The organism is Acinetobacter sp. ANC 3929 (assembly GCF_000369405.1).
Lineage (GTDB): Bacteria > Pseudomonadota > Gammaproteobacteria > Pseudomonadales > Moraxellaceae > Acinetobacter.
Genome location: NZ_KB850000.1, coordinates 61,763 through 81,659, shown reverse-complemented (window position 1 = coordinate 81,659; position 19,897 = coordinate 61,763). Strand labels below are relative to the sequence as shown.

The following is a 19,897-nucleotide window of genomic DNA, read 5'->3' as shown; positions in this document are numbered from 1 at the left end:
TCTTATTTTCAAGATACAGAAGAAATTAATTGTGATACTACTTGTAGCCAAGCTGCCCCCCCGGCTATAGCAATCATTTCTCCCGCCTTATTAGCAAATGATTGCTTGAAAGACTGACTAATAGGATCAGCATTCCTATTATCCAAGATATTTGGCTGAATATTTTCTGTTAATGCAACTGTCACTGCTGCGGCTGCATGTTCTGTTGGAATTCCATTTAAAAGGGCTATAGAACTTTGATCCTGATCATCAATAAAACTTTTAGCATTTACAAGTACATTGTCTGATATGAGATTCTTAAGCTCACTAAGCAAAACTTTATTAAATGGATAAATTTCAAGTGCAACTAGAATCAATTTTATTGGTTCAACTGCACCAGCCTCTATTTTACGAAATAAATCACCCCATCTAACATTAGCATCATGAGTGTCCGAGATCATTGAGGCTTTGCCTCCTGCCTCTACCCACAAGTTTTTAGTTTCTTGATAAGAAGAAAAATTTTCTTTAACAAATTCTTTAGTAATATTTTGAAATATTCTTTCCATTTCTTACACTTAATCAAAAATTTAACTTACTAAAAGATATGGGTTGTAAATAGGTTTTTCAAGGCATTTTTTAAATTTTTATTTTTATAAATTTAAGCTAAACCATTAGTACGCTTTAACTATCGTACTATTGTCATAAGGTACAATCAAATTCATTCAAAATTATCTATCTTTCATATTGATAATATTATTATTGGATCTTAATATTCTTTGCATTTCAAGTTTAAGTTCTTCAAGCTCAAAAACCGTTGATGCCAGTTGTTCCATCAATACATTATTAATCTGTACTACTTCCTCATATTTAGCTCTATAATTATCTTTTATACGAATAGATTCCGCTAATTTATGCTGTGGGGAATTCCGTTTAAATTTGGATTCTTGTTCTGCCTTTGCATTAAGAATAGCTTCTTTCAATGCTCTAATCTCAGGAGTATCACCCTTAATAGCACCTCGACCTCGACCTGCTTCTAGTGCAACAGCATCAAAACTAATTCTTTTACCTTCATTAATTAAATGCTTGAGAGCGGCATAGTAAGCTTTTGTCGCTTTTGAAAGTCTATTATCTTGCTGCATTTCTACTCTCCAATGCTTGCTTACGTTTTCTCAACAAAATGTTAATTTGATTAATTTCAGCACTTAAGTGAATCGCAAATGGACTATCTTCAGGAATAGATTTTAACTGAATTTGAAAATTTCTAAGAGCAATTCTCAATGCTTTATCTGTTCGATCAGAGAATATTGCATCTTTGCAAGCAATACACGAAGTTATTGTAAGTTCTGAAATTTCATCACAACTACCAATCCTTGCACACCCACCAAGAGGAGTGCGTCTATAACTCATTTTTCCTTCTTTAATATCTTTTAAAGCAGCTTTTTCATCCTCTAAGAATATTGGTGTAGATTCACCATTTTTAGCATTTTGTAATCTAGTACCTTCAGCTCCATAAAGTGGATCAATAGCATCTAGTACATCTTCTTTAAAGTTCAAGTATTGGTCTATTGCAAGTTCTTCAATAAATGAATCAACTAAGTCATTATCAAATAAATTAACTGAATTCATTGCATTATTTGCATAATAGAGCGTCATATCACGCTTAATATGTTTCAACTGGCCCTTCAATGCAGGTAGATTAACTATGCCACTTCGGGCAGCATATACTGTTAATGAGCGACGAAATTGATGAGCCGTAAATGGAAAGTCTGATCCAATTTCTATGTCATATTTTTCAATACTGACCAAAGATGATGTGGTCAGCTCAAGCTCTCTCATTGAGTTGGCATCAATTTTTGAATTAAAATTCAATGCATCTAATGATTTTTTTACAGCTAATGTAGAAAACATAGGATAATCATAAAGAGCTTTTAAATACCGCCTATTTCTTCTCGAAGAAAAAGATATAAGAGGCACTTTCTCATAATTAATAGAATTCAAATTTACATCGATGGACTTTAGATATGCTTTTGTTATTGCTTGTAAAATTTCAATAGCAGTTTGAACTTGTGAAGAAGTAATCCATGTAGATTTAACAGGGCCAGATTGTGTTAATTTAGAAGTATAGCCTGTTAATGTATAAATGGAATTATTATTTAACTCAATTACTTCTAGGCAATTAAACGGAAGTAATAAGGCTTCACCATGTCGCATTCCTGAAAACATAATTATCTTTGTTAGCGCTAAACTTATGATTCTATATAAATGACTGACAAGAATATTTCGGTTAGTAATATTGTATTTTAAACAGTAATTTTCAATATTTTTTTTATATACAGAATCCATGAAGTCAACTTTAAAAACTTTAAGAAAGTAGACATCTAACAAAGGTTGCAAATTTTCTTTTGAAAAAGATAAATGATCATCTATAAAAACATTTAGTTTAAAATACATTTCTGATGGAATTACAAGATGCTGTTTTATTGGACTATCTTTCAACATTAATCTTAAATTTTGAATATATTTATTTTGATCACTCGTAAGTGTAAAATCATGATTTTTAAAAACCACAGATAACGCAGACATTTTCTTAAACAAATGAAGTAATGAAGCACAACGTCTTCGCTCAAGAAATGAAATTTGTTTGAATATCATTTTCATTAAAAAATTATTTTTAGACATACCTGATAAAGATACATTACAATCAATAGCAGTATAAAACAACAATCTTAAGTTAGAGAGATATGATGATATTATAGTTTGCATTGAAACTGATCTAGATGTATTTAAGTTACAATAAAGCAAACCATATAAAATCAACTTATATTCGTATAGCACTTTATTTTTTAATTCCTTATTTTCAATAAAATCAAAAGTATTAAAAAATATATGTTTTCTATGATTTGGAGAATATATATAACATGAAAAGTCCCACATGGTATCCTTAAACCGTGAAAGTATATTCCCTTCTTTATCATATGATACAGGTGTATCTGCAATAGGATAGGATGTAGCATAGGCTTCATCAAATAAAGCTATTTTATTTGCTAATATATTCATGCCAATTCGCCTATCTCAACCAATAGATTTAAATGATTGTCCCAATATTCATCTAAAAAACCTTCACTTACTTCATTCCAAACATCATTAATTAAATCATCAAGAGAGGATTCTTTTAATATCATAAACTTTAGAATTTCATCGATGCGATATATAATTCTTTGTTGTTCATCTTTTATTTGAGTATTATATTCAAGAATAAATTTAAATGATAGGATTTTCTTAATATCAGTCCTATTTAAGTGGAGAACATAGCTATCGCAATACAAACAGCTTTTGGGGTTTCCACATATTGGTAAGGGAGTCTCATTATTGAAGCCCTCTATTAGCTCAGGTTTTCCATTAGAACAATTACCAACAAAGGTGTTAATCTCATTATCAGACTCAACTTTAATAGGAATTAAATTAAGGTGTTTACGGCCTTTAAATATAACTGTATTATCAAACTCTTTAAAATAATTATTAAATTGAGTTGCGACTTCTTTAAAACTTGCTTTTGAATATGATTCACTAGAAATTTGAGGGGTATTACCTAATTTTTGTGATGTCATCAATGAACTATTAGTAGAGTTGAAATAGCTATTCCCTACGTTACTTCTTAGTTCCTTATTAGTAGCTGTAGAAATTCCAAAAAGCATCTTAAAGATTTTGTTAAAATGATCAAAGGCTTGGGAATCTATCTTCATAACAAGTTTATAACTAGTAGCATTATTCATCACAGGTAGCTTAATAAATAACAATTTCTTAAATTCTTCTGGCATATCACTATAAAAAGTATTAATTTTATCTCTTAATTTCATATATTTATTAAATACTTCCTGAAATTTCAATCCAAACTCTAATGCAACGACTTTGCCACCTGCTCTGTTTTTTTTCCCATAAACACGTTTACCTTTTTCATTTCCAATTGTTGTTGAACCATCCTTCATCAAGTTATATAATACAGACTCATTTGCGCCAGACGTTGATATAAATAGTTTTGCAAAGATGATCATACAAAAATTTGCCATAATAACTTTTGGGCCACATTCTTTAAATTGTAAAGAATTCAGTCTTTCAATTCCTTTTATCTTTTCGTGATAACGCTTTCTATTAATTCTTTTTTTCAAAGCCCCATCATAATATTCGAAATTTTCAAAATACTTATCCATATTTCTATTAAATCTATCTATAGAAACTATTTTATTATCTTCATATAATAATTTAAGAAAAAAATCTTGACTTTTATTTACAAAATTTAGATCAATATAAATTTTTTTTAAATTATGATGCTCTAAATCAATAACACAGGGTAAATCATTTTCATTAAGTATGTGATCTGACATCACATTAAAAACATCCAATAAAATCTTTACTTTTTTATTAACACCTGCATCTATTTCATCTTTGTTTAAAGGTTTTTCTAATTTTATAACATTAATTCTTTTAACAAGTGCATAGAAATGATTTATATTAGTTTTAGTGCATGCAGATAAAAACTTCGCAAGAATATCTTGCTTCTGTCTATGATGGTCTGCATTAATAACCACAGAGCTTGCTTTCTTTATTGCAAGATCATTAAATAAATATTTTGAATATCCTATATATATCTTTTCAGCATCTTGGATATTACTAAAAACATAATCACTGTAATTTTTATTTAAATAACCAAAAATTGGGTTTGATTCCTTATAGAAATAAAGAATGGTTTTTTTTGATTTTCTTATACTCAATAAATCTTCTAATAAAAACTTAACTCCAACTACACGGTCTAAATCAAAAGAATTTAAATCAACTAAACAACCTACATTACCTCGGTCTGTTTTTGTTTTAGAATAACACCATGACCCAAAATCCATATGAGTTAATCGATTGTTTTGTTCAAAAGATAAAACTATTTTTGAAATTTCATTAATATTTGTATCATATATTTTATTGATACTTTCTTCTGAATCAATAGAAATAATATTTACATCTCTTTTAGTATATAAATCACTCAAGGTCATCTAAAAAACTTCCAAATAAGTCTGTTTCCAATTTATCTTGAGCCTCACTAAATTTTTCAGTAATCTCTCGATAATCTAAATAGCTAAGAGTTGTATTAATATTACTATGGCCCATAATCTCTTTTAGCTTTAATAAACACTGATCGTTTTTATAGCCACTATTAAGCAAGAAACGTAGATTATTCATTCCAAAAGTTGCCCTAAGATCGTGAAACCTAAAGGGAACATAGTGATGATGATCTTCATAAATTCTAGCTAATAGCTCATCTAAATTCTTTCTAACAGCTTCTCCTCTCCGAAGTGGCAATTGCTTACGATCTGGATCATTCTTAATATCTATGATCTCTGAAATACTAGTGTAATATGGTAAGCCTGACTTAGTTGTGAAAACATAACCTTGATCGGTAGTACTATAATAATTTTTTAATGCTCTTTCACGCCAAGCTTCTGAATTAATATAATTTTCAAGGATAAGTATTAATCGAACAGGTACAATTAAACATAAATCTTTATTTCTTTTAGTATCTACACCAGTTTTTCCACCAACATATAATTTGTAATTCTTGTTTATCGCATCTTTTTTTGCTTTATTAATTAGTGATTTAATATGATAAACTCTCAATGTGCAAATAGTCTGTATTCTTGCTCCTGTCATTAGTGAGAATATGCACATTAATTGAAGTTGTCTATTTCCAAATTTTTTTAGATATTCTATAAATATTTTCTGTTGTTCTATAGTTAATGGCCGTAAGTTCCCATCATCTTTAATATAATCATATACCTGATTTTTCCTGGGTTTGGTAATTGCAAGATTTGAACTACGAATAATCTTTTGAAATTCGATACCAATTTTATTATTAAGAGTTATTTTTTTAATAATTCTTTCATATGGTTCATTATCAAAATTTGCAGATGTAATAAACCCGTTTTCTAACAATCGGTCATAGAAGTCAACCATTCTATTGACTCTTCGGCTTGCTGTAGAGCGGTTGCACCTACATTCATATACTTCATTAAGCAAATAATTTCGATATTGGTAACTTACTCTATTTCTATTTAATTTTGGAAAATAAAAAAAATCTAAATTTCGTTTGGTCACAAACTTATAATAATCAAGTAAGTCCATTGCAATAGCTTTTAGTGTACTACCTGTTAAGTCTGAACTTACCAACATATATGAAATAAGATACAAATTCGCTAGTTCCCACATCTTACCATTTTCTTGAATAACAACAGGGAATTGAGCAACATAATCATTGATATAATAGTTATATTGGTTATCTATATCTTGGCTAGCATCATAAAAATTATATTTACCACTTTTTGCATATTCTTCAATACTCATATTCTCAGAAGATACAAGACGCTTTAACTTGAACTTTGGAATGTAGCGTATATGAGGTTCTATTGTGACTAGACTTTTTTCTTGCACCCCTTTCATCTTATAACTACACCATTCTTTAAATAGAAAACTATCATAACATTCATTCCATATAGCTTTAAGTGTAGTTTCTGTATTTACATGGGTAAAGTGTAGAGTAGGCACAGATTACCGCCAAGATATGGTGGAAATGCAGATTTCAGAAATTGGCTTCTGTAGTGGGCACAGTGCATCTGGGGTATGGGTCAATGAAAAAGCAGAAACCTCTGTCAAGGGTTTATATAGCGCAGGCGATATGGCAGCCGTTCCACATAACTATATGTTGGGCGCCTTTACCTATGGCTGGTTTGCTGGGGTCAATGCCGCTGAATATGTTGTAAAACAAGCCGACTCAGAACTAAATACTGATGAAATAGAGGTCGAAAAAGCCCGTATTTTTGCGCCCTTACAACGTCCAGAAGGATTGTCCTCGGAACAAGTTGAATACAAGTTACGTCGTATGGTCAACGACTATTTACAGCCCCCGAAAACCCGACAAAAAATTGAAATAGCGCTAAAGCGCTTCGAAGAAATTAAAACCGATATTGCGCAGATCAATGCCAGCCATCCACATGAATTGATGCGCGTTGCTGAAGTCGCTGTGATTCGGGACTGCGCTGAAATGGCGGCACGTGCTTCGCTATTTCGTGAAGAAAGTCGTTGGGGCCTGTATCACTATCGCGCAGATTGCCCAGAAAAAAATGATCGGGACTGGTTCTGTCATGCCCATCTGAAAAAAGATCAGCACGGCAATATGGTCAGCTTCAAAAAAGCAGTTGAGCCTTATTTCATCCCAATTGAGGAGGATGAAGCCAACGCTTACAACCTGTTGCGTATTCAAAAGAAATTAGTCGCTGAAACAGTCGAATAGGGAACATCACATGGCTTTTATTTTTAAAGAAATTGCCCACCGCACTGCAGCACCTGTGTTGGTGGATGAAGATAAATGTATTGCCGACAAAGGCTGTACTGTCTGTGTCGATGTTTGTCCAATGGACTTATTGGCGATTCATCCGACCAGCAACAAAGCCTATATGCAGTTTGATGAATGCTGGTATTGCATGCCATGCGAGAAGGACTGCCCGACCGATGCCATTCAGGTCAACATTCCATATTTACTTAAATGAGGGGAACAACATGAGACTCAACAATTTGGCCAAAAGCCTAATTCTGAGCGGTAGCTTACTCGCGGTATTCAGCTCAGCACAGGCAGAAAATATTCGTATTGCGATTGGGACTCAAGACACCACCATCAACTGTGCCACAGGTGGCTTACTGATTCGTGAATTGAATTTATTACCTAAATATTTACCCAAAACAGGCAAATATAAAGATGCTAAATACGATATCGTCTGGAAAAACTTTACATCTGGCGCACCATTGACCAGTGAAATGGTGGCAGGCCGTTTAGATATTGGCGCAATGGCAGACTTCCCAGCAGTCAATAACAATGTCGCTTTTAAAAAGACAGGCAAAGAAAGTATATTCCTCAGTGTGCTCTCCGGCAGCACCACTGGTAGTGGTAACGGCATTGTAGTTCCGCTGGATTCTGACGTTAACTCTATCCAAGATCTAAAAGGCAAAACCATTTCTGTTCCTTTTGCTTCAACCGCGCATGGTCTATTACTGCGTGCCATTGCTGGGCAAGGTTGGGATCCAAAAAAGGATGTCAAAATTATTGCCCAAGCCCCTGAAGTGGCAGGCCCAGCACTAAAAAGCAATAAGATTGATGCACATGCTGATTTTGTTCCTTTTGCCGAATTATTTCCTTACCAAGGTTTTGCCCGAAAAATCTATGACGGTGCACAGGCGAAAACCCCAACCTTCCATGGTTCTTTAGCCAATAAATCCTATGCGCAAGAATATCCTGAAATTATTCAGGCCTATTTACGCGCGACGATTGAAGCCGATCAATTGATTCGCAAAGAACCAGAAAAATATAGTGAACTGATTGCAGCTAAAACAGGGATTCCTGCCGAAGTGGTGTATTTATTTCATGGACCACTCGGCGTCCAAACCCGTGACCTGACCTGGAAACCTGAATATAAGCAAGCCACTCAAACTGCAGTCGATACTTTAAAATATCTGGGACGAGATGATGTTGATATCAATGTAAATCAATTCATTGACGATCAATACATCAAAAAAGCGTTCCAAAGTGCAGGACTGAATTATGCACAACAACTGAAAAACTATGCTCAGTCTTCTCTTATTGCCAAAGATGCCCTGACTCAAAAACCGATTCAAAATTTTGATCGGGTTACACAAATTTGGGTGAAAGGTGAAGCTAAAGTACGTAGTTATGCTACACCTGAAACAGCGTTTTCAGATTTAAATAAATTAAAGCAGAGCGGTAAAAACATTCGTGTGGTCTACAACCAAGACCGTAATTTAAAAATCAAATTACTCGCGAATCTGGCTTGGTATGCCACCGATAAAAACGGTCAGATCAGTGCATTCTTACTGCGTGGAGATGCCAACAATTGGGCCAAAACACATGGCGGCAAAGTCTATGACTTTAATAATGCCCAAAAGCTGGTGAAGTAATCTGACAATCCCCTTTGCGGAGCTATAACCGCTCCTTACACACCTTTTCCAAGGGTGGGAAGCGAAGCTTCACAAGTCCACGAATTTAAAGACTTCATTATTTCGCGGTGTTCCCTCTTCTTTAGGAGAGGGTTAGGGAGAGGTTAACTTTAAGAAATTCAGGAGAAAACAATATGAATAGTTTAGCGGACATCCAAGCAATCTCCCCCAAGGCAATCCGCCCTGTGCTGATATTCTCAAAAAGCCGAGTGGTCTCGTACTTATTGAGTGCTTTATCACTGCTAATAAGTCTTATATTTTGGCAATTGGCCTCGCAGTACCATTTAAATTTAGGACTAATCAACTTCGCGAATGTACCTTCACCACGAGATGTTATTCAATCGCTGCTTGCTTTTGCTGAACTTGATACAGCACTTGCCCATGTCAAAGCCAGTATTACTCGGGTTTTGATTGGTTTTTTACTCGCATCAGTGATCGGTGTCATTTTGGGATTATTGATTGGTTATTCTAAAACGTTGGCTGCCCTGTTGATGCCCCCCCTAGAAATCTTGCGCCCAATTCCTGCGGTGGCATGGATTCCCTTGGCGATTTTGATGTTCCCTTCTTCAGAAGCATCGATGATTTTCATTACTTTTTTAGGCGCACTATTCCCAATCTTGCTCAATACCATTCACGGCGTTGAGGCTGTTGACCAACGCCTGATTGCATCTGCAAAAAGTCTAGGCGCAGGCCAGATTGCCATTTTACGCGAAGTGATTATTCCTGGTTCTTTACCGAGTATCACCACTGGTTTAGCCATTGGCATGGGGACTTGCTGGTTCTGTCTGGTAACGGCTGAAATGATCTCTGGTCAATTAGGCATTGGCTATTTCACTTGGGAGTCTTTCACCTTGCAAAACTATGCCGACATTATTGTAGGCATGCTATTAATCGGTGCATTAGGCATGTTCAGCAGTGCTTTTCTGCGCTATCTCGGTAAAAAGCTTACCCCTTGGTATCAGTTAAGGAAGGCATAATATGAGTCAGTACGGTCATATCTATTTACACAGTATCAATCTGCACCTTGGGCAAGACAAACAACGTTTTCAGGCCTTAGATCATGTCTCTTTTGATATTCAAGCAGGTGAATTTGTCTGTTTGCTCGGACCTTCTGGTTGTGGCAAATCAACACTGCTTGGCGCACTGGCAGGCCATTTGCCAATCAGCTCAGGCACCATGCTGCTGGATCAAAAAGTCATTGAGAAACCCTCATCTGATCGTGGTTTAGTGTTTCAGCAGCACACCCTATTTCCATGGAAAAGTGTGCTAGAAAATGTTTGCTTTGGCTTAAAAATGAAAGGCATCTCTAAAGCCCAACGCTTATATCAAGCCCAGCAAATGATTGAACTGGTCGGCTTAAAAGGGTTTGAACATAAATATCCCGCTGAATTGTCAGGCGGAATGCAACAACGGGTTGAAATTGCACGTGTGCTGATCAATCAACCTCGTGTACTGCTCATGGATGAACCTTTTGGTGCACTGGATGCCCAAACCCGTTTAAAGATGCAGGAACTGCTGCTTGAAATCTGGCAAAGCATTCAAACTTCAGTGTTATTCATTACCCACGATATTGATGAAGCTTTATTTCTGGCAGATCGTGTCTTGATCATGAGTCATCGTCCGGGACGTATTATTGAAGAAATCAAACTGGATTTCCGCCGCCCAAGACATGTTGATCTGGTCACATCGACTGAATTTACCCAAATTAAAAAGCATTGCATTCAAGTATTAAAGCACGCCACTCAAACTGAACTGAGTCGCTTGAATCCACTTGGTTTAAATCAGAAAGTCGCTGTTTAGGAATAATAAAATATGAGTCTAAATTACCCAATCCTTGCGGATATCGATGAGGATTATGCTGATTATCTTCGTCAACTGAATCAGGACGACGAAAATATCCGCTTTGTCGCAATTATGAATATTGCCGATGAGGAACAAACAGAATTATTGCCTTGGTTGCAGCATGCTGTTTTACATGATCCCGCAAGCAAAGTACGCGAGCGAGCTGCCAACCGTTTAGAAGGTTGGGAGGATGCAACTTCTTTGCATACGTTGGCTCAAGCTTTAAATGATCAACATGAAAATGTGCGTATCGCTGCAGCACAAAGTCTCAGTGAGATTAAACATACAGAATCTGCTGATCATCTGGCAAACTACTTGCAGCATCAGGATGACTTTGTGATTGCCTCCATCTTAAGAGCACTTAAAGAATTGCGCGCTGAACCATTATTTGGTGCCATCCTTAAGCATGTTCAACATGCCAATCCTCTCGTACGTAAAGAAGCTGTGAGCACCCTAAGTTGGTTGCAGAAACAGGAAGGCTTGGCAACACTGGCACAGATCGCACAGTATGATGTTGATACAGAAATTCGTCGTATTGCGACAGGTGCTTTAGCGGCTAGCCAAGCTTTAACACCCGAAATTTTATCTGCCTTACACAGTTCTCTCACAGCCGAGGCATGGCAACTTCGTGTCGAAGCCGCCTTGACCATCGGTAAATTAAAAGCGATCGAATTAGAAAAACCTCTTTTAGAGCAACTGGATGACACTTATTGGCAAGTTCGAATTGCAGTTACTCGCAGTTTAGGTTTACTCAAATCCAAAGCGGCAATTGTAAAACTACAAAAAAATTTCCAGCATGACATCAGCAACTTACGAAAAGAAGTCGCGATTGCCTTAGGCGAAATTGGTGGGGAATCAGCTCAAAATATTTTATTACAACATGCGGAAGACCCTGATCCAGAAGTCCGTAAATCGATTCGTATTGGACTGGCACTCATTCAGGAGAAACTCGATGCCGCTTGAACCCAATCAGCTCAAAGTTGATACCGATCAACAACGCCTGTTTTTGATGTGGGATGACGGTACGCAAAAGGACTTTAGCCATGCTCAGCTCAGAGCTAGCTGTCCTTGCGTTTTTTGTCGAGCTAAACGTCTACGACAACAAGATGTTCATTATCCAGATCATGTCGCAATCTCAGCCATCTATTCCCAAGGTTACGGGATTCAAATTTGTTTTGATGATGGACATGATAAAGGGATTTTCCCTTGGGCTTTTTTAAAAGAATTAAATGGTTAAAAAAATTTCAAAATGATGAAGTCGATCTATACATCGCATTTTTTCATCATTTTGAATTATTAAGCCACTACAATTGCTAAGCTCAATTGTAATCATCCCCTATGATACAACGATAAAAATAAAACGCTTTGGAAACCACCATGCCACAGTCTGAGTCAGATATAACGCCCCCAATTCAATCAGTTCCATTTTGGCAAGCTTTTCTGTTCTGGTTGAAATTAGGATGTATTAGCTTTGGTGGCCCTGCCGGTCAAATTGCAGTGATGCATCAGGAACTGGTGGAACAAAAACGCTGGATTTCTGAGAAAAGATTCTTGCATGCACTAAATTACTGCATGCTACTTCCAGGTCCCGAAGCACAACAACTCGCGACTTATATTGGCTGGCTCATGCATCGAACCAAGGGTGGTTTGATTGCAGGGATTCTATTTGTGCTGCCCTCTTTATTTATCTTAATTGCGCTGTCATGGATTTACGTGAAATTTGGAGACGTCCCCATCATTGCAGGACTGTTTTATGGGATCAAACCAGCGGTCACAGCCATTGTATTCCATGCAACCTATCGTATAGGTAGCCGAACGCTCAAAAATTCATTTCTTTGGTTAATTGCAGCAGCAGCTTTTATTGCTATCTTTGTTTTTAATGTCCCTTTCCCTTTGATCGTATTCGCTGCCGCGCTTACGGGATATTTACTGAGCAAGAAAAAACCAGATTTATTTACCCATCAAGCTGCGCATCAAAATAACCAAAAAAATTATGGCACGGCATTGATTGATGATAATACGCCTGCCCATGCAATTTTTCGTTGGACAAACCTGATTAAAATCATGGTCATTGCAGCCTTGCTCTGGTTGATTCCAATCACGCTTTTAACCCTAAGCCTCGGTTGGCAACATGGCTATACACAAATGGCATGGTTCTTTACCAAAGCGGCATTACTGACCTTTGGGGGTGCTTATGCAGTTCTGCCCTATGTTTACCAAGGTGCAGTCAATCATTATGCATGGCTCAGCCCAACTCAAATGATTGATGGGTTGGCACTCGGTGAAAGTACCCCCGGTCCATTAATTATGGTGGTTGCTTTTGTAGGCTTTTTGGGTGCTTATAACCATGCATTATTGGGCGCTGATCAACTATTTTTAGCAGGTGCAATTGGTGCGGTGATTGTCACTTGGTTTACCTTTTTATTTTCCTTTGTATTTATTTTCGCAGGTGCACCAATGATTGAGTCCACACATAATGAACTGAAATTTACTGCACCACTCACTGCGATTACTGCGGCTGTAGTTGGCGTTATTTTAAATCTGGCTTTGTTCTTTAGTTATCATGTGTTGTGGCCGCAGGGTTTTGATCATGCCTTTAATTACGAAGCAGCCTTAATTACAGTAGGAGCACTGATTGCCTTATTTAAATTTCAGCTCAACGTATTGTATGTAATTTTTGCTTCAGCCTTTTGTGGCCTCATCTTATATATCCGTGTTTAAACGGCTCTGAATAATTTATAAATACCAGATTTCATCCGTGAGTTGTTCAATCTCTGAATAATCATGACTCACATACAGCATTGGAATCTTGATCTCCAGCTGAATACGTTGAAAAAAAGGAATAATCTCTGCTTTATGTGCCGTGTCCAGTGCAGAAAGTGGTTCATCCAAAAGCAGCAATTGTGGTGAGTACAACAAGGCACGTCCTAAAGCCACCCGCTGTTTTTCTCCCCCTGATAGCTTAATCGGCATACGTTCAGTCAGATGTCCCAATTTGAGCAGCTCAATTATATAGTCAAGCTCAAACTGACGTTGCTGTGGTGCAATATGCTTAAAGCCAAACAGCAAATTCTGTTTGACATTTTTATGTGGGAACAGCTGTGCATCCTGAAAGACCAAGCCGATCCGACGCTGTTGAGTGCTGAGATGAATATTCTCTATCTGATTAAACCAAGTCTGATTCTGGATTTTAATCCAACCAGCTTGTGGACGGATTAAACCCGCAATACTATGTAAAATCGTAGTTTTTCCTGAGCCAGACGCACCAAATAAACCAATCACAGACTGATCAGATTGAAAGCGTTGATCCAGACAAAATTGCCCTTGTTGCAACTGTATATGACAATCAATCATGCTAAATGTACCCGCGCTTGTTTTTTTGATAACGATTGAACCACTGCGCAAACCATAGCGCAAAGAAAGCCACAGACAAGGACAAGATAATCAATCGCCACACCGCTGCTTCAGTATCGGGTTGTTGCATTAAACTATACATTGCCAACGGTAAAGTACGGGTCTCACCAGCAATATTGCCGACAAAGGTAATGGTTGCACCAAACTCACCTAAACTTCGGCAAAAACATAAAATAGCACCGACCAAAATACCGCTACTAGCGAGCGGTAATGTCACCTGCATAAAAGCTCCAAAGGAAGATGCACCTAAAGTTTTCGCAGCCAGTTCCAAGCGTTGATCGACCAGTTCAATCGCCAATCGAATCGATTGCACTAACAAAGGAAATCCCATTACTGCAGAGGCCAATAAAGCTCCTTTCCAATTAAAGGCAAACTCCAAACCAAACGGCGCAAGATACTGGCCCAATACCCCACGATTACCAAATAATTGCAGTAATAAATAACCCGGAACTACAGGTGGTAAAACCAAAGGTAAAAACACCAGTGTTTCAAACAATGATTTACCCCAAAATTCTTTACGTGCCAAAACCCAAGCGACCAGCGTTGCCGGAATAAGGCTAAACAGCAAACACGCTGCCGCCACTTTGCATGACAGCTTTAACACTTCGATTTCTTCAGGGCTCAAGATCATCATTCAGTTACTGCAACACACTAAAGCCATATTTCTTAAATACTGCCTTTGCCTGCCCACTTTGCAAAAACTTATAGAACTTGACTGAATCTGCATTTTTCTTGATCAGACCCACAGGATAGATAATCGGTGGATGAGTATTTTCTGGGAAGATTCCTGCAACTACGACATCTTTGCTGATTGCCGCATCTGTCGCATAAACGATCCCAACCTGACATTCACCACGGGCCACGAAGTTTAAAGCCGCACGGACATCCTCCGTTTCAACTAGTCGTAGGTTAACTTTTTCCCACCAACCCAACGCGGTCAACGCCTGTTTAGCATATTTCCCGACAGGCACACTCTTGGTATCACCTGTACACAGCTTGCCTTGAATCACTTTGCTTGGATCAAAACTTTTATCCATTTTTAATTTAATCGGACGATCTTTAGGCGTAATCATAACTAAACGATTGCCTAATAAATTGATACGATCTGCTGGCACAACCAACTGCTTATTCTGTAAATAATCCATCCATTGCACATCAGCTGAGATAAACACATCTGCCGGCGCGCCTGCCTCAATCTGTTTGGCTAAAGTTGAGGAACCTGCATATGAAGTTTTGACTTCAATTTTATTTTTTTGTTCATAGATGGTCTCAAGTTCATTCACTGCATTGGTCAAGCTGGCCGCTGCGTAAATAGTGATGGTACTCCCCGCAAACGCATGCGTATGGATAAATAAACTGGTGGCTAAAACTGCACAGTATTGATAGGTCTTTTTCATCGTTATTGACATTATTCTGTCCTCAAATTTCGATATGTTTCCAAAAATATATCGCTTAATAAAGATACACTAAAAATAACAATTCGCTAGTCTTGTTCTTCTTAATCATTCATCTGTTTGTAATGCTATCAAGTATCGATACGGTATATGTTGCAATCAGTATTTTTGGATGCAAAAACAAAAAAACGTCTATTCAAACATTAAGTTAATGATGCTGAATAGACGTCGTCTATCTTGAGTGGATGACAAGAGTTGTTATCTTAGAAATGAAGCCGAGTAGGCTATTACTCTGCATCTAAATAAATGATACCTATATCAAATTTATTATAGCAATAAAAACTAGATTCACCATTTATCCAACTTTATTGAGAAAAATATTCAAATACTCCAATCAGAAACAGAATCCACCCCTTACTGTAAACAAATTATTAAATTAACCCAATAGAGAAAACCCAAAATAAATTACAATTCATTTTGGATTAAGATAAACTTTCCCAATATTAACTGTAGTTTCCTTATTTGGATTGATCGCATTTTGATCTTGTACAAATTTATCAACCTGAAATATAACTGGTTCATAATTTGGAAAATCAATAAATATACTTAACGGTTGATTCCAATTTCTATAATCAGGCTTACTTATACGATAAGTATATATAATAGGTTTAGTTTTAAATTTTCCAACATTATTTGTTTTTACAAAATTATAAGTATCATTTCCAGAAGCATAGCTTACATATCCTTCAAGATTTCGCAAAGGTTCTTTTGTGATAGCATTATATAAATATCCTTCAGCACTTGGTGCTAAATATACTGTCTGCCTAGTACAAGCTGCCAATAAAAAAACAATTGAAAATATAAAAAACTTCAAATAACTCATAATAGTCCTTTTGAATTTTAACTCTTGATAAATTAATCAAGCATCTTATATCTTAATCAGTTATGCTTACATATTACTTAATGCGCGTTTTATTAAATTAATCAGCAAATAAATAATTAAAAAAACACCCACAAATTTCTTTAGCCGAGTCAATATATTTTATATCTATCCGACCATTATCCTCTAGAAAAATACTTTTATGATAAATTCTATTTATTTAACAAACCAATTAAAAAATTAGTTAGATACATTATAAATTAATTACAAGTTGATTTTCCTGGCTCAAGATATTTAACCTCTAGCTTATTACCTTTATCCATAACACAAATACTTGTACGAAAGCTTTTATTTGTATCTAAAACAATTTCATAAGCAATATTACGTTCAATTTCGTTTAATGGTATTGTAACGCAATTTTTTTCGTCTATAGGCAGAGGGGCATTGCTGTATAGCTTTTCATAAGTACTTTTAAAGCCTTTATTGTAGTCAATCTTACCTAAGTAAATAAGGAAGTTATTATCGATACCATAATAGGTTTTAGAGTTATTCGTAAATACGCATAAATTATCCTGATTAAGTTTTACCTCAAGATTCTTACTTTGCGGATTACATCCAGTTAAGCAGGCAATAAAAATAAATAAAGTATATTTATTCATATTTAAAATCTAAAAGAAAATCAATATTTACTACCACTCACAACCCTCCCCACTTTATTTACATTTAACAATTTCATTTTTAGAAAAATTTAACTTAGAATCACGTCCCGACAAGCATGAATAATTTATAAATTCAAATTGTCTCAAATATTTACCTTTTTTAACCTCTAGTCTAATTTGTGTCTCCAAACTTTTATATTTTACTTTCAATGGGTCAAAACAGTAAATATACTTACTTTGTTTATTAGATAAATTTTTTAAACTTTCGCCATATATATCAACTGATAGTTTTTCATCAAAAATATTTTCTTTATACTAAAATGAACTATCTAATAGCCCAAAATCATTAGCTGCTTTCATATCACTTGTTTTTAAAGCACAAATCTTACTACCATAAAATTCATATTTAAAATCTTCCACTTTCTTTTCTTTGCAACCCCAAAGAAAAGTCAATAACAAGATCATAGAAGCTCGTTTCAAAACAATATAAGTCTCATTCGACAAATAAAAGAATTCAAGCAACTAACTACTTTCTCGGACACACCCATAGATGCTTTTACCTATGATATCAATTTTAATAATTCAACCAATTTATTAAGTTATAGTAAAAATTAAAGCCCGTTGAGACATCAAAGAGCTTTAAAATTTATTTAGCCTCTAACCGCCAAACTCTGCTTCGGCAACAACTTGCAACCACATGATAAAGGATCATTCACACGTGCTGCGGCCTTGCCCATGACTTGCATATATGGGTCACCCGCCACAATCGTAGCAACCGTTTTATGCTTTGGACAGGTCGCCTTGTCTCCCACACAGGCAATCGGAATACCCTCAATCAAAAAGCTACTGTTTCCACTAATGACTTGTCCACCGCCCGTGGTTGGACAACCAACAACAATATAGGGTGTTGCCATAATCACATCCCTCGCCTGTAGGTATTTAAACTGTTAAAGCACTTCAAATTCAATTCGACGGTTTTTACGACGTCCATCTGCTGTTGCATTATCAGCAACGGGTTGGCTAGAACCCTTACCTTCCGTACTCAAACGGTCGGCAGCGATACTTTTACCGACCAGATAACTTTGTACCGCTGCAGCACGCTGCTGACTTAACACCGTATTTTTATTGGCATCACCAGAGCTATCGGTATGGCCAATAATTTTGACTTTCTTGCCGCCAACCTTATTTAATGCCACCGCCATTTCATCGAGAATCTGTTGCCCCGCCGTGGTCAGGATTGCACTGCCTGATTCAAATTCAATGATTCGGTTCTTTAATGCATCATCAATAATTTTTTGCTCTGCCTGATTTACCGAAAGCTGTGCGTTAAAGCGATAAGGCTGCTGTACTAAAGATTGAAAACTGGTTGTAGTCGGTTGAATTTGACTTGGATCAGTCATTTTCCCAGTTAAATCAACCTGAGTTCCTTTAACACGTAACTGCCCTTGTGAAATTTTTTTAAGATCTGGGGTAATGACACGGGTGACTGAATCACTCCAACCATTCGGCGCTGAAACTGGTCGAACCTGAATTTTATCGACCACTTGATCTGCACCATAGACAGACTGCATCTTGGCCAAGATTGCCTGCTTACTCGCATCATTTGGAACAACACCTTCCACAACAATTGGCGCAGCATTTGTAATATTGCTCTGACCTAAAACAATTAAGCCAAACAATAAACTCGCCCATATAGATTTCGGATTATTTCTCATATTTATTCATCTAAAAAAGTTTGTCTAAACAGTTTTAAACCTTGATTGAGGCTTAACTGACGCTGACAAAGTAATTGTTCTAATGTCGCAAGGCCTGCATTTTGCTCAAGATAAGCATCGATCCATTGTGCTTGGATCAATGATACCCAATGCTCACTCTGCATGTTTTGAGTAAAGATATCGCTGAGTGCCATGATATCGGCACCTTGAAAACCGATGAATAGAATTGGCTCATCGCGATGTAAAATACCAATCAAAATTTCAGTATTGTTAATCCCTAAGAATCGCCCAATCATACCAACCCAGAAAGCCGCTATTTCATAGCAATACATGTGATTATTGATGGGTAAAATCAACACTTTATTTAAACGGCTGGTGCCATTTTTTAAGATCGGCTGTAGCAATAGCCCTAGACCAATCATACTTTGTGCAAGTTCATAGACATTGATTTTCATCAATTGTGCAAATGAGTGCATGGTATGATTTTCATAGAAACCATTAGATTCTGTTACAGTGAATAGTTGCACAACATTCGGCAGGTTATTCAACTTCTCCAACATAATATTGGTATCACGAATACTTCGAAGTACCCGATTACGTTGGAATAAATCAACCAAAACCGACTTGTAGTAATAAGGTGCCAATAACAGATTTTGAAAGGGCTGTTCAACTTCAAGTAATTGACTGAGCACCATTGGAAATGCTCGGCCTGAGCTGTCTTGGCTGGCAATTAGGTTTGCAGCCAAAAACATCGGCTCAGCAGGATTGGCAATAAAGAAATCCAATGCAGGTAAAGACTCATAACGTTGCTTAAAATCTGGCGCGCGCATAGCATGCTCAAGTGCTTCCGTAATCCACTGATCAAGTACCTGAATCAATGCATACTGCCCTTTGGATTTTAGAAAGTCACCGCGTGCGGGTGTCTTTCCATAATACAAAGGTGTGGTTTTTACTTGCTGCATCCAA

Annotated in this window: 21 protein-coding genes and 1 pseudogene; 8 read left to right on the top strand and 14 right to left on the bottom strand. The window is 36.5% G+C overall.

Annotation, left to right across the window (positions count from 1 at the left end):
• Positions 1-8: 8 nt before the first annotated feature.
• The 5 genes from F909_RS08070 to F909_RS21745 all read right to left on the bottom strand — a co-directional run bounded on the left by F909_RS08070 (position 9) and on the right by F909_RS21745 (position 6,567).
• Positions 9-545: a hypothetical protein gene (locus tag F909_RS08070; RefSeq protein WP_005151629.1), complete on the bottom strand. Its 537-nt coding sequence runs from the start codon at positions 543-545 to the stop codon at positions 9-11.
• 162 nt (positions 546-707) lie between these two features.
• The gene (locus F909_RS08075) at positions 708-1,118 is read right to left on the bottom strand and encodes a hypothetical protein (RefSeq protein WP_005151626.1); all 411 of its coding nucleotides are present in this window, start codon (positions 1,116-1,118) and stop codon (positions 708-710) included.
• Positions 1,105-3,036: a hypothetical protein gene (locus F909_RS08080; protein WP_005151624.1), complete on the bottom strand. Its 1,932-nt coding sequence runs from the start codon at positions 3,034-3,036 to the stop codon at positions 1,105-1,107. Before F909_RS08080 ends, F909_RS08075 begins: the two co-directional genes overlap by 14 nt.
• Positions 3,033-5,021, bottom strand: coding sequence for a hypothetical protein (locus F909_RS08085; RefSeq protein ID WP_005151622.1), 1,989 nt, complete (start codon positions 5,019-5,021; stop codon positions 3,033-3,035). The genes F909_RS08080 and F909_RS08085 overlap by 4 nt, the downstream gene beginning before the upstream one ends.
• On the bottom strand, positions 5,008-6,567 hold the full coding sequence (locus tag F909_RS21745) for a tyrosine-type recombinase/integrase (RefSeq protein WP_005151619.1): 1,560 nt from the start codon (positions 6,565-6,567) through the stop codon (positions 5,008-5,010). The genes F909_RS08085 and F909_RS21745 overlap by 14 nt, the downstream gene beginning before the upstream one ends.
• On the opposite strand from F909_RS21745, the pseudogene F909_RS08095 reads away from it, so the two are divergent.
• From F909_RS08095 to chrA, 8 genes and pseudogenes are all read left to right on the top strand, one after another.
• Positions 6,563-7,312, top strand: a pseudogene (locus F909_RS08095) (fumarate reductase/succinate dehydrogenase flavoprotein subunit); the annotation flags it as partial. The gene F909_RS21745 and the pseudogene F909_RS08095 sit on opposite strands and share 5 nt — an antisense overlap.
• 10 nt (positions 7,313-7,322) lie before the next feature.
• Positions 7,323-7,568 (top strand): 4Fe-4S dicluster domain-containing protein, encoded by a 246-nt coding sequence (locus tag F909_RS08100; RefSeq protein ID WP_005151614.1) that lies wholly within the window; start codon positions 7,323-7,325, stop codon positions 7,566-7,568.
• 10 nt (positions 7,569-7,578) lie between these two features.
• Entirely contained in the window at positions 7,579-8,988 is a 1,410-nt protein-coding gene (locus tag F909_RS08105) for an ABC transporter substrate-binding protein (protein WP_005151612.1), read from the top strand.
• Positions 8,989-9,161: 173 nt separating this feature from the next.
• Positions 9,162-10,004, top strand: coding sequence for an ABC transporter permease (locus F909_RS08110; RefSeq protein ID WP_005151611.1), 843 nt, complete (start codon positions 9,162-9,164; stop codon positions 10,002-10,004).
• Between the two features lies 1 nt (position 10,005).
• The gene (locus F909_RS08115; protein WP_005151610.1) at positions 10,006-10,827 is read left to right on the top strand and encodes an ABC transporter ATP-binding protein; all 822 of its coding nucleotides are present in this window, start codon (positions 10,006-10,008) and stop codon (positions 10,825-10,827) included.
• Between the two features lie 12 nt (positions 10,828-10,839).
• Positions 10,840-11,832, top strand: coding sequence for a HEAT repeat domain-containing protein (locus F909_RS08120; protein WP_005151609.1), 993 nt, complete (start codon positions 10,840-10,842; stop codon positions 11,830-11,832).
• Positions 11,822-12,106, top strand: coding sequence for a DUF971 domain-containing protein (locus F909_RS08125; protein ID WP_005151608.1), 285 nt, complete (start codon positions 11,822-11,824; stop codon positions 12,104-12,106). Before F909_RS08120 ends, F909_RS08125 begins: the two co-directional genes overlap by 11 nt.
• Before the next feature lie 140 nt (positions 12,107-12,246).
• Positions 12,247-13,590: a chromate efflux transporter gene (gene chrA, locus F909_RS08130; protein WP_005151606.1), complete on the top strand. Its 1,344-nt coding sequence runs from the start codon at positions 12,247-12,249 to the stop codon at positions 13,588-13,590.
• Positions 13,591-13,605: 15 nt separating this feature from the next.
• Here chrA and F909_RS08135 read toward each other — a convergent pair whose 3' ends face one another.
• The 9 genes from F909_RS08135 to tagF form a co-directional block, all read right to left on the bottom strand.
• Positions 13,606-14,223: an ATP-binding cassette domain-containing protein gene (locus F909_RS08135; protein WP_005151602.1), complete on the bottom strand. Its 618-nt coding sequence runs from the start codon at positions 14,221-14,223 to the stop codon at positions 13,606-13,608.
• Between the two features lies 1 nt (position 14,224).
• Positions 14,225-14,917, bottom strand: a complete 693-nt coding sequence (modB, locus tag F909_RS08140; RefSeq protein ID WP_032878017.1) for a molybdate ABC transporter permease subunit — start codon at positions 14,915-14,917, stop codon at positions 14,225-14,227.
• Between the two features lie 4 nt (positions 14,918-14,921).
• Complete coding sequence (modA, locus tag F909_RS08145) at positions 14,922-15,680, bottom strand: molybdate ABC transporter substrate-binding protein (protein WP_416202069.1); 759 nt, start codon at positions 15,678-15,680, stop codon at positions 14,922-14,924.
• Positions 15,681-16,149: 469 nt separating this feature from the next.
• The gene (locus F909_RS08150; RefSeq protein ID WP_005151593.1) at positions 16,150-16,560 is read right to left on the bottom strand and encodes a hypothetical protein; all 411 of its coding nucleotides are present in this window, start codon (positions 16,558-16,560) and stop codon (positions 16,150-16,152) included.
• Positions 16,561-16,817: 257 nt separating this feature from the next.
• The gene (locus F909_RS08155) at positions 16,818-17,216 is read right to left on the bottom strand and encodes an NF045616 family extracytoplasmic (lipo)protein (RefSeq protein WP_005151592.1); all 399 of its coding nucleotides are present in this window, start codon (positions 17,214-17,216) and stop codon (positions 16,818-16,820) included.
• A gap of 315 nt (positions 17,217-17,531) precedes the next feature.
• On the bottom strand, positions 17,532-17,681 hold the full coding sequence (locus F909_RS21740; protein WP_005151590.1) for a hypothetical protein: 150 nt from the start codon (positions 17,679-17,681) through the stop codon (positions 17,532-17,534).
• Between the two features lie 185 nt (positions 17,682-17,866).
• Positions 17,867-18,130, bottom strand: a complete 264-nt coding sequence (locus F909_RS08160; protein ID WP_005151588.1) for a PAAR domain-containing protein — start codon at positions 18,128-18,130, stop codon at positions 17,867-17,869.
• 33 nt (positions 18,131-18,163) lie between these two features.
• A complete protein-coding gene (locus tag F909_RS08165; RefSeq protein WP_005151586.1) occupies positions 18,164-18,931 on the bottom strand; it encodes an OmpA family protein in 768 nt (255 codons plus the stop codon).
• Positions 18,932-18,933: 2 nt separating this feature from the next.
• Positions 18,934-19,893 carry a type VI secretion system-associated protein TagF gene (tagF, locus tag F909_RS08170; protein WP_005151584.1) on the bottom strand — a complete coding sequence of 320 codons (960 nt, stop codon included), beginning with the start codon at positions 19,891-19,893 and terminating at the stop codon, positions 18,934-18,936.
• Positions 19,894-19,897 lie beyond the last annotated feature (4 nt).